A 10,698-nucleotide genomic window follows, 5' to 3' on the forward strand; every position below is an offset into this window, starting at 1 on the left:
CTTCTTCTTCAGGGAAACGCGCTGAGGAAAATTGGTACACGGTGTACGACGCTTGGCCGATTTTGAAATGAAGATTACCTGCACCTGTCCAACCATTCGGGCTACGTACGGAAAACTGAAACGCTTCCCTGGCGTGCATTTGAGTCGTAGCCGGATATGTCAGCTCGGGAGTCTGACCTAGTTTGCCAAAACGGTATTGCATGTAGGCATTCGCTGATGTCTGGGCAGATGTGCGGCAAATCGACATGTGTTTATCGCTTTTCCCCGCGATTGGGCACGACAACACGACCAGCTCGTGCGTTTCGCAATGAGTGCCTGGACCACCGAGTTCCTCGGCAATTGCGAGTGGTGCAATAAATTGGCCAATTCCGAAAGCGATACAAGCCAGGCGATTCATATTCATCATCAGTTCTCCCAATGGTTACGCAGCCAATTTCAGTTCTTCCATCGACGTTTGCAGCGCGCTCGCCGGCACGCCGTCTTTCCACGGCAAGTCCACCGGGTAGTCTTTGAGCAGGCAGTCGTCGGGCAGGCATTCAATCGGCGTGAAGTCGCGGTGGGCGATGTATTCAGGGCGTTTGTGGCGGCGGATGTGGTTGCTCACCGCGCACAGGCTCAGGTAAACGCTTACCCGGTTGAAGGGCGAAAGGTTGCTGCCCGAGGCGTGCACCAGGCAGGAGTGAAAGAGGATCATCGAGCCGGCCGGGCCCTTGGGGCTGACGATGCCGCCTTGCTTTCCACCGGCGCGCTGCACCAGCTGGCGGATCAAATCGTTGTCCACCGTCCAGAGCGGGTAGCTGGTGGTGGTGAGGTCGTGTTTGGCATCGACCACGCCCTTTTTGTGGCTGCCGGGGATGAACATCAGCGGGCCGTTGTGCTCGGTCACGTCGTCCATGAAAATGGCCACGTTCATCGCGCGTTCGGTGGGCATCATGTCGTCGTTCAGCCAGGTGCCATAGTCCTGGTGCCATTGCCACACGTCGCCTTCAAACGCCATCTTGCCGTTGATCTTGAACTGGTGCATGTAGAGCTTTTCGCCCAGCAGGTCTTCCACCGGCTCGATCATGCGCGGGTGCCGCGYGAGCCGGGCAAACGGCTCGCTGTACATGTGCGCGGCGAAGTTGGTACGCACCGCGTCCTTGCCTTTTTCACGCACGTTGTAGTCTTCGCGCCGGCTGTAGAGCTCGGGCACGGCATCGTTGAGCGCCCGGGTTTCTTCAGGCGTGAAGAGGCCGGGGAAAAACAGGTAGCCGTCGCGGTCGAATTGCGCAAGTTGTTCCGGGGTCAGTTTCATCGCATGTCTCCTGTTGCGTGTTGTCGGGTGTTCAGGGCGCCGCGCGGGCGCCGGTTTGGCCGAGTGCGCTGGACAGCAGTTTTGCCAGGTTGTGGCCCGCTTCCTCGCCATGCTCGCGGATCAGCGCTTCGGCCTGGGTTTCATCACCGGCCGCGATGGCCTCGGCAATGGCTTCGTGCTCATCCCAGATCGATTCGCGCATGGTTGATACCTGCAGCACAGCACCCATGGCGCGGCGGATGTGGTGCCAGTGCAGCTGGGCGCTCTGGGCGATCAGCGGGTTGCCCGAGGCGGTGTAAATGGCCGCGTGAAATTGCGCGTCGGTCGCCATCATGGCCTTGACGTCACCGCCCCGCGCGGCCTTTCGGCCCCGGCTGATCAGTTGCGGGTCGAGCCGGCAGCGGCCTTGCGCGGCCAGCCGGGCGGCCAGTGCATCGAGTGCGCTGCGTACCTGGTAGATCTGCACGAGCCAGGCCACGTCCAGTGGCGCCACCAGCACGCCGCGCCCCGGGGCGTCCAGTACAAAGCCGTCCTTCTTCAAAAGGCGCAAAGCCTGCAGTACCGGTTGTCGCGACACCGCGAGTTGCTCGGCAATGTCTTCCTGCATGATGCGCGCACCCGGCGCCAGCGAGCCTTCGCTGATGGCGTCCAGCAGGCTGCGGTAGACCTGGTCGACGAGGTCGGGCGTGGATTCGATTTTGATCAGTTGTTGTGGCATGTTAGTACTCTGTATACAGAATACATTGCGACTGAAGACCTGAAGTTTCGGGTTTACCCGTAAATGGTTGCGGGCGGCCGGGCTGTGCCAAGATGGCACATTGAAGCCGCTTCGACACTTTCAGGAGAAGAACAATGACCCAGCCCGATCCCGCCTGGCTTGACCGCATGTACAACAACCGGGCTTTGGTACCGGACCACGGGGTGTATTTCGCTCGTTGGGCTGAGAGCTCACAAGCCATTCGCAAGCGCGTGCCCTGCCAGATCGATATTCCCTATGGCAACCATGCGGGTGAAATGCTCGACGTGTTTCCGGCGGGTGATTTCGCCACACAGGGCGGCACCCAGGGCCTGGCCGGTGCGCCGGTGCTGGTGTTCATTCACGGCGGGTACTGGCGGTCTCTCGACAAGGCCGACCATTCCTTTGTGGCGCCGGCTTTTACGCAAACGGGCGCCTGTGTCGTGGTGCCGAACTATGCGCTTTGCCCCGCGGTGACCATTCCCCAGATCACCATGCAGATGGTGGCGGCGCTGGCCTGGACCTGGCGCCACATTGCCCATTACGGCGGGGACCCATCCCGCATCACGGTGGTGGGCCATTCRGCCGGTGGGCACCTGGCTGCCATGCTGATGGCGTGCGACTGGAAGGCCTATGYCGGCGACCTGCCTGCAGACCTGCTGAAAAATGCCTTGTCGATTTCCGGCCTGTACGACCTTGAACCCATGCGCCACACGCCTTTCCTGAAGGATTCGCTGAAACTCACACCTGAACAGGTGCTCAAGGCCAGCCCGGCCCTGCTGCCGGCGCCGGGCCGCGGCACCCTGTACGGCGTGGCAGGTGCCGACGAAAGCGCGGAGTTCCTGCGACAGAACGTGTTGATCCAGCAGGCCTGGGGCGCCGGGGTGGTGCCGGTCTGCGAATCCCATCTGGGGCGCAACCACTTCAGCATCCTGGAGGCGCTGACGGAGCCGTCTCACCGCCTGCACCGGCTTGCATTGCAACTGCTGGCGGCTGGCCAGCGTTAGCTAACCAGCCTAGATATCGACGTCGTACTCCAGCACCACGTCGGACGCCGGCAGGCCACCCCGGATCGCCCAGTTTTCGCGTGACGCCTCACGCAGCAGCACTTTCACGTGATCTGCGGGAATGCCGCACAGCCCGAGCTTTTGCACGATGACCTGGTACAGGGCGCGTTTGGTTTCCAGGGATCGCCCGACAAAGCAGTCGATCGTCACCAGCGTGTAGCGGTCCCCTTTGTCTGCTGGCGCACGAAAGCGCTGCGGCTCATGGATAACAAGCCGGACGGAGGTCGTCCAGAGCGGTACCTTCAGCGCAGAGGTCAACGCCTCCTGGACGGCGTCCATGAGGGCTGCTTCTTCTTCGCCGGAATAGGGCCGGCGTACTTCAATGGCTGCGGTGGGCAAGGGGAGTGAGTCTCTTCAGGAACAAGGCCTATTGTCGCCGGAGCCGGCCTTGCTACTATTTGTTACCGTCGGCCTACATCAGCAGGTGTTCACCGGCGTTGTCGCCGCCCAGGGTCACATAGTTGACCTTGCGAATGTCCAGCAGCTTCGTGCCGCCGGCGTAGCTGATGGAGCTCTGGATGTCTTCTTCCATCTCGCGCAAGGTATCGGCCAGCGTGCCCTTGACCGGCTCCAGGATGCGCTTGCCTTCGACGTGCTTGTACTCGCCCTTGTTGAAGTCCGAGGCGCTGCCGTAGTATTCCTTGAAGAGCTTGCCGTCCACCTCGACGGTCTTGCCCGGGCTTTCTTCCAGGCCTGCGAGCATGGAGCCGATCATCACCATGGTCGCGCCAAAGCGCACCGACTTGGCGATGTCGCCGTGTTCGCGAATGCCGCCGTCGGCAATGATGGGTTTGGTCGCCACGCGCGCGCACCACTTGAGCGCCGACAGCTGCCAGCCGCCGGTGCCGAAACCGGTTTTCATCTTGGTGATGCAGACCTTGCCGGGGCCGATGCCGACCTTGGTCGCGTCGGCACCCCAGTTTTCGAGGTCGATCACCGCTTCGGGCGTGCCCACGTTGCCGGCGATCACGAAGGACGCCGGCAGCTTCTGCTTGAGGTAGGCGATCATCTTCTGCACCGTGTCGGCATGGCCGTGTGCAATGTCGATGGTGATGTAGTCGGGCACCAGGCCCTCGGCGGCCAGGCGGTCCACCGTGTCGTAGTCGGGTTTCTTCACGCCCAAGGAGATCGAGGCGTAGGCGCCGCGGGCTTTCATGTCTTTCACGAACTGGACGTTGTCCAGGTCGAAGCGGTGCATCACGTAGAAGTAGCCGTTCTTCGCCATCCAGGCGCAGATCTCCTCATTGACGACCGTCTTCATGTTGGCCGGCACCACCGGGATGCGAAAGCTGCGCCCGCCCAGCGTCGCGCTGGCGTCGCATTCGGAACGGCTTTCCACGCGGCATTTGCGCGGCAGCAGCAGGATGTTGTCGTAGTCGAAGATTTCCATGATTCCCAAGCCTTTGAAAAAACTGTTGAAGAAACAGAAGGCGCTTGGACTGGACCGGTTTTGTTTGCGGGCGCTTGGCAAGTAGACAAGGCAGAAACAAAAAACCGGGCGCAATTGCTTGGGCCCGGTGATTGATTCTATGCGCCTCTCAAGCGGGCGCTACCCCGCAAAGCGGTATAGCCTTTATATGCATAGTGGCATCTTGATAACCCGGGCTTGAGGCGCCAGCCTCAGCGCACCTCGACCTCGGCCACGCGCACGGTCTCCCGCCCGCGCGCCAGCCGCAAGGTCGTCCACTCGTCACGCGCCTGCGGCGTGCCGAACCCGGTGGTAACGCGCACCATCACGGTGGTGCCGGCCGACAGCACCTGCTGGCGGTGGCCGTAGAACTGTGCCTCTATGCTGTACTTGCCGGTTTTGGCGGTCTTTAATGAAAACTCCTCGGGGCCATAGCCGCCCGTGGCGTCGGGGCTCATGGCGCCACCCTGATGGGTCAGCCGGTTCGCATAACTGGCCCTTTCGCCGTTCGGGTCGCTCACCCACATGTCGATGTCGGTGTCGTCGGTATCCCAGGCCATGACCACACGCAAGGCCAGCGGCAGGTTGCGGCGCAGGCGCGTGTCCACAAGACTCATGTCCAGCGCCGGCTGGCTGCTGGCGGCAGGTTGGGCGGCAATCGCGTTGAGTTCAGCCAGCGCAATCATGTTGATGCCGGCGAAGCGGCCGTTCCAGGGCTGCGACACCACTTCCCACAAGGCGTTGACGGCGCGCTGCGGCTGGCCGCTCTCGGCCAGCGCCAGGCCCAGGTCGCGCCATGACTGCGGCTCATTGGGCGCCAGTTCGCTGATGCGTTCGAACACCGGCACGGCCAGGTCGTTGCGACGCGCCTGCACCAGGCGGTAGGCATACAGGCGCAGCAGCTGGCGGTTTTCCAGGTTCATTTCCGCCAGGTTGGAGAGCACGCGCAGCCCCAGCTCGGGCAGGCCGCGGTCAAAGAACACGCCGGCCGCATCCATGTAGAAAGAGCTGCTGCTCAAGTAGGCGGCGCGCTCATCCAGSTAGACGCGGTACAGCTCGTCCTTGCCGGCATTCTGCAGGCGCTTCATGTAGGGCGCGTCGGGCACCCAGGCCTGCAGCGCGATGGTGGCTACGGGCGCTGCTGTAACCGCCTTGGCGCTGCGTTTGTCCATGGCGTCGGAGCGTGCTTCGGCCATCATGGCGGGTGCGGCTGCGGGGGCTGCAGCGGCAGGGGCAGCAGGGGCGAAGGAAAGTGGTGCTGCGGGTGCGCTCTGGGCTTGCTCGCGCGACCGCGCTGTGCCGGCCAGACTGCCCAGGCCGCCCTGGCTGATGTGCTTCTCGGCCTTGGGCTCCGCATGTTTGGGTGCTTCCTTGGGAAAGTCCCTGCCCCACCAGCGCTGCTTCTCGTCAAACTGCCTCACCATGGCCTCGATGTGCGCCTGCCGCGTCTGCACGGCCTGTGCGAGTTGCTGCTGGCCCAGCCGCGCCACTTCATCCGCCAGCTCGGGCGGGGCAGGGAGGTTGTAGCGGGCATAGTCGGTGGCCAGCTCCAGCACGATCAGCGAACTGTTGAGCCCCACGACACCGTGCGCCGCCGCGATGCGCTGAAGTTCTGCGCTGTGCAGGCCGGCATTTTCAGCCAGCTCGGCGCTGCGCCATTGGGCCCACTGCTGGCCGGGCCAGTGGCCGCTGACCGGCTTGGCGCTGACCTGCAGCGCCAGTGTGCGTTTGCGGCCGTCCGGGTGCGCCAGCGTGATGTCGATGCGGGCGGTACTGTCTTGCAGCTCACCGGCCACTGAAATGCGGCCCTGGTTGATCCGCGTTGTCGGCGTCACGAGTTGCCGCGCGGACAGGCTGTCCAGCTTCTCAATACGCCAGCCGTGCATCAGCATGGCTTGCGCGCCCTCGTCGGGCGATTGCAGCGCGGCATCGACCAGCGCTCCGCCGGTGCGGTCGGCCAGCCTGGCCAGCCGCGCCATGTCGGCGGAGGCTGCGCCATTGATCACCATCACCGGTGCCGTGTGGGTGTAGCGAATGAGTTTTTTGCCGTCCGTCATCAGGCCGTCCGTCACCATCAGGGTGGTGTCCACGTCGGCGGGAATGGGCAGGTCGTCAAAATTGCTGGAGCCGTCGAAGGGCTCTGCGCGCAATGCATCGGCCAGTTCACCGAAGCGGCCCGGCGTGACGGTGAAGCTGCGCACAGCCTCGGCCTTGTTACGCACCACGAGCAGGCTGAGCTTGACGGGCTTGCCCAGCTTGCGGAAGTAGGCCTCCAGCACCGGCAGCACCCGGGCCTGCGCGGCGGCCGAAGCCGATGCGTCCCACACCAGTGCGATGTGGGCAGGGGCGGGCCGTCTCACCAGCTCATCGCGCACATCGAGTTGCCCGGCAAAGAACGGCTTGCCGGCAGATTCACCGACCATGACCTGCGGCTTGCCGGTGCGGCGCAGCGCCAGCTGAAGCCAGCCCGCAGGGCCCTGGGGGGCCTGCCAGTGGTTTTTTTGCAGGGCCAGTTCCGTGCCGGTGGCGCTGGCGTTCAGCTCGGTGCCGGCGGGCGCCTGCAGCAGTTCCACATCCCGGTGGGCGGCGCCGTGGGCGCGCACTTTCACCTGCAATTGGCCCACGCTTGACGCGAACACCAGCGGCACCCTCAGTACACCCGCATCGCGCTGGCGCGGCAGGGTCTCGTTGAATGTGATGAGCACGCGGCGCTCCCCCTGGGCCGGGATGGGATAAACGCGCAGCTTGTACTGGTTGCCGGCGGCGGCTTCCAGCAGGCCCGGGTCTACGCGCCGGCGGCGTATGTCTTCAAAGATCTCTTGCCCTTTGGCCTTGGGTACAGGTACTGCGTCGCGCAATTGGCCGTTGATATCCAGCGCGAAGCCGGTCACGACCTGGCCCTCCTGCAGTGGGAACTGCAGCTCGCCTTCGAGCACGCGGGGGTTGGGGTTGAAAAGGCGCAGCTCCACGCTGGTACGGGCCTGGTCGCCGAAGAGGTCGACTTCGATGGAAACGGCCCGCAGCTGGATGGGCTGGCCCGCATGGTTCACGGCGATGACCGGCGGCCGCCAGTCGGGCGGCGGCGCGAATTTTCCGTTGGGGAAAGGCTGCGGCATCGGGCTGAGCGCCAGTGCCTGCRGGCTGAAGCAGGCTGCGGCGGYGGCCTGAAGGAGGCGGGCGGCAGTCAGCCGGGTGAACCCGCGAAAGACGTGAAAGCCGTTTGGCATGAAAACCCCTTTTGTTGTTGGCGATGCACCGTTAAACGGCGCGCGCAACGCAAAGGGGTTAAATGACGCCAAATATTTTTAAGGCACGCAGCGCGACTGCGCCGCGGCCACCACCAGGCCTTTTTCGTTTTCTACCCAGCCCACCACGCGCATCCGGTCGGGGTTGGCGCCCTCCGCAATGCTCATGGAGCGTGCATCAAAGAACCGGTTTTGCTCTGTTTTTGATAGCTGCTTGCGCCCGTCCCAACTGGTCTGGAGCACGTTTCGAATCAAATTCCGCTCAACCGGGGAACCCTCGGTGCCGGCCGGCAAGGTTTCGACCAGGGCAAGCCAGGCTGTCCATTGGCGGCCCTTGGCGGCTGCCGGGACGGGCTTGAGCTCGATGGAGGCGCCAAAATAACCGCTCAGCGGCAGGCCATGCGCGACACGCAGGGTGGCGCCCTTGATGGCTTTGACGGGCGAGGTGTTGGCCAGGCTCTGTGCGGGGACGGCCTGGCGCAGCGCGTCCAGCCGTTGCAATCCTTCGCTTGCGGCGACGGCGGACAGCGGGGCGTCGCTGCCCTTGTCGCCAGGAACCACCCAATCCAGTGCGACCTGGCCGGCCGCGGCTTGCGGGGTGGCCGGGTCGGCCCAGCAGGTGTCGCAGTTGGCGTTGATAAAACGCTCAAGCAGCATCACCGGCCGGCCCTGGCCGTCGCTGGAGCAGGACGACTGCGCACGCGCCACGCCGGCAAAACCGAGGCCCACCGCCAAAAGGCTGGCGGCCAGCCAAGCAGGCCCTGATGGGCCCAAACCTGTAGTCATGAAAACCCCAAATACGGCTATGTTCGCAGAAGCCGCAACCGGGCGGGGATTTACGGGTTTCCGGTCGCAGTCCGGCGTATCCCGTTGGGTGACGGAAGAAACTGAACCATACAATTTCAAAAGAGGCAAAGTTGAACGCGCGGCGCGAGCGGTGTTACCCTGCGCGCAGTCTTCCACAATTGCAGCGGCGTGCCTGACATGCCGTTGCGCGAACCCGTAGCCAATGCCTGCCATGAACGAAATCCCCACTTCTACCTCGACCTGTGACGTACTGATTGTGGGCGGCGGCCCGGCCGGCTCCACCATTGCAGCCTTGCTGGCTGCCCAAGGGCGTGACGTGGTGCTGCTCGAAAAAGCGCATCACCCGCGGTTCCACATCGGTGAATCGCTGCTTCCGGCCAATGTCGAGCTTTTCGAACGTCTGGGGGTGCGCGACCAGGTTGACCGCATCGGCATGCCCAAATGGGGCATTGAGTTTGTTTCACCCGAACACACGCACTGCAGCTACATCGAATTCGCCGACGCCTGGGACAAATCGATGCCTTCGGCCTGGCAGGTGCGGCGCTCTGAACTGGACGAACTGCTGTTTCGCAACGCGGCGACGCGTGGGGCAAAAACGCTCGAAGGCTGCACCGTGCGTGATGTGGTGTTTGACGCGGAAGGCGCCACCGTGCAGGCGGAGCTGGACGACGGCGCGAAGCGCAGCTGGCGGGCCCGTTTTGTGGTGGACGCCTCCGGCCGCGACACATTGCTGGCGAACAAGCTGCGCTCCAAAGCCAAGAGCAAGGAACACAACAGCACGGCGCTGTTTGGCCATTTCACGAATGTCGAGCGGCTGCAGGGCAAGCGCGAAGGCAACATCAGYATCTGCTGGTTCCCCCACGGCTGGTTCTGGTTTATTCCGTTGGCCGACGGCACCACCAGCGTCGGCGCGGTGTGCTGGCCGTATTACCTGAAGTCGCGCGAAAAGTCGCTGCGCGAGTTCTTCATGGACACCATCGCCCTGGCGCCGGAGCTCAAACGGCGCCTTGCCAACGCCACGCTGGTCGATGACGCGGTGCACGCCACCGGTAATTTTTCGTACAGCAGCACCCACGCCACCGGCGACCGCTACCTGATGCTGGGCGACGCGTTTACCTTCATCGACCCGATGTTCTCGTCAGGTGTTTACCTTGCGATGCACAGCGCTTTTGATGGCGCCGAGCTGGTGGCCACTGCGCTTGACCAGCCGGCCGACCTGCCCGCTGTGCGCAAAAGCTTCGAGGCCATGATGCGCAAGGGCCCCAGCGAGTATTCGTGGTTCATTTACCGCGTGACCAACCCGACCATCCGGCACATGTTCATGCACCCGGCCAACCCGCTGCGCGTCAAGGAAGCCCTGTTGTCGCTCCTGGCGGGTGATATCTTCGGCAAGACGCCGTTCTGGGGACGGCTGCGGATGTTCAAGGCGATCTATTACGGTATTTCGCTGGCGAATTTCCGCCGTACCTGGGACGGCTGGAAGCGCCACCGCATGGCCATCCGCGACGTAGGAGCGCTCAAGGGCGAGACCATCCTGAAGACGGACGGGAGCTAGAGCCCCCACGGTCGCTCACAACGCGCAAGCTCCCTGCCCCCGAGGGGGCGCTGCGCCTGCGGGCTGGCAAAGTCAGACCCGCGGCCCCGGCTGGTGAAGAGAAATCTGCCTCGGGCGGACGGGGTGCATCCCGGCACCGTGCCGGAGCCGGGGTTCTTTCTACAATGGGGGATGTCCCCAGAAGTTCCCAGCTCCCCCCTCCTGCAAAACCTTAACCCGGAGCAACTCGCAGCGGTCACGCTGCCCAATACGCATGCGCTGATCCTGGCCGGTGCCGGGTCCGGCAAGACCCGGGTGCTGACCACACGCATCGCCTGGCTGCTGCAAACCGGCCAGGTGTCGCCAGGCGGCATTCTGGCTGTCACCTTCACCAATAAAGCCGCCAAGGAAATGATGGCGCGCCTGTCGGCCATGCTGCCGGTGAATGTGCGCGGCATGTGGATAGGCACCTTTCACGGCTTGTGCAACCGGTTTTTGCGCGCGCATTACAAGCTGGCGAATTTGCCGCAGAGTTTTCAGATCCTCGATACGCAGGACCAGCTCTCGGCCATCAAGCGCCTGTGCAAGCAGTTCAATGTGGACGACG

At 63.5% G+C, this 10,698-nt stretch carries 10 protein-coding genes; 3 read left to right on the forward strand and 7 right to left on the reverse strand.

What is annotated here, in order from left to right; all coding sequences use genetic code 11:
• From AC1D1P_RS06195 to AC1D1P_RS06205, 3 genes are all read right to left on the reverse strand, one after another.
• The coding region (locus AC1D1P_RS06195) for a hypothetical protein (RefSeq protein ID WP_477672406.1) at positions 1-406 on the reverse strand (406 nt) is incomplete at its 3' end.
• 15 nt (positions 407-421) lie between these two features.
• Positions 422-1,294: a phytanoyl-CoA dioxygenase family protein gene (locus AC1D1P_RS06200; RefSeq protein WP_477672407.1), complete on the reverse strand. Its 873-nt coding sequence runs from the start codon at positions 1,292-1,294 to the stop codon at positions 422-424.
• Positions 1,295-1,325: 31 nt separating this feature from the next.
• Complete coding sequence (locus AC1D1P_RS06205) at positions 1,326-2,012, reverse strand: GntR family transcriptional regulator (RefSeq protein ID WP_477672408.1); 687 nt, start codon at positions 2,010-2,012, stop codon at positions 1,326-1,328.
• Between the two features lie 134 nt (positions 2,013-2,146).
• On the opposite strand from AC1D1P_RS06205, the gene AC1D1P_RS06210 reads away from it, so the two are divergent.
• Positions 2,147-3,037 (forward strand): alpha/beta hydrolase, encoded by an 891-nt coding sequence (locus AC1D1P_RS06210; RefSeq protein ID WP_477672409.1) that lies wholly within the window; start codon positions 2,147-2,149, stop codon positions 3,035-3,037.
• 9 nt (positions 3,038-3,046) lie between these two features.
• Here AC1D1P_RS06210 and AC1D1P_RS06215 read toward each other — a convergent pair whose 3' ends face one another.
• The 4 genes from AC1D1P_RS06215 to AC1D1P_RS06230 all read right to left on the reverse strand — a co-directional run bounded on the left by AC1D1P_RS06215 (position 3,047) and on the right by AC1D1P_RS06230 (position 8,536).
• On the reverse strand, positions 3,047-3,436 hold the full coding sequence (locus AC1D1P_RS06215; RefSeq protein ID WP_477668020.1) for a tautomerase family protein: 390 nt from the start codon (positions 3,434-3,436) through the stop codon (positions 3,047-3,049).
• A 73-nt stretch (positions 3,437-3,509) separates the two neighbouring features.
• Positions 3,510-4,487: a GMP reductase gene (locus tag AC1D1P_RS06220; RefSeq protein ID WP_477668019.1), complete on the reverse strand. Its 978-nt coding sequence runs from the start codon at positions 4,485-4,487 to the stop codon at positions 3,510-3,512.
• A 230-nt stretch (positions 4,488-4,717) separates the two neighbouring features.
• Positions 4,718-7,732, reverse strand: coding sequence for a VIT domain-containing protein (locus AC1D1P_RS06225; protein WP_477672410.1), 3,015 nt, complete (start codon positions 7,730-7,732; stop codon positions 4,718-4,720).
• Between the two features lie 78 nt (positions 7,733-7,810).
• The gene (locus tag AC1D1P_RS06230; RefSeq protein ID WP_477672411.1) at positions 7,811-8,536 is read right to left on the reverse strand and encodes a hypothetical protein; all 726 of its coding nucleotides are present in this window, start codon (positions 8,534-8,536) and stop codon (positions 7,811-7,813) included.
• Positions 8,537-8,768: 232 nt separating this feature from the next.
• Here AC1D1P_RS06230 and AC1D1P_RS06235 point away from each other — a divergent pair, with 232 nt between their 5' ends.
• Together AC1D1P_RS06235 and AC1D1P_RS06240 are read left to right on the forward strand one after the other, a co-directional pair.
• Positions 8,769-10,112, forward strand: a complete 1,344-nt coding sequence (locus AC1D1P_RS06235) for an NAD(P)/FAD-dependent oxidoreductase (protein WP_477672412.1) — start codon at positions 8,769-8,771, stop codon at positions 10,110-10,112.
• A 171-nt stretch (positions 10,113-10,283) separates the two neighbouring features.
• Positions 10,284-10,698 (forward strand): UvrD-helicase domain-containing protein (locus tag AC1D1P_RS06240; protein ID WP_477672413.1); only part of this gene is annotated, 415 nt, incomplete at its 3' end.

It is taken from the genome of Polaromonas sp. P1_E1_2 (assembly GCF_056406035.1).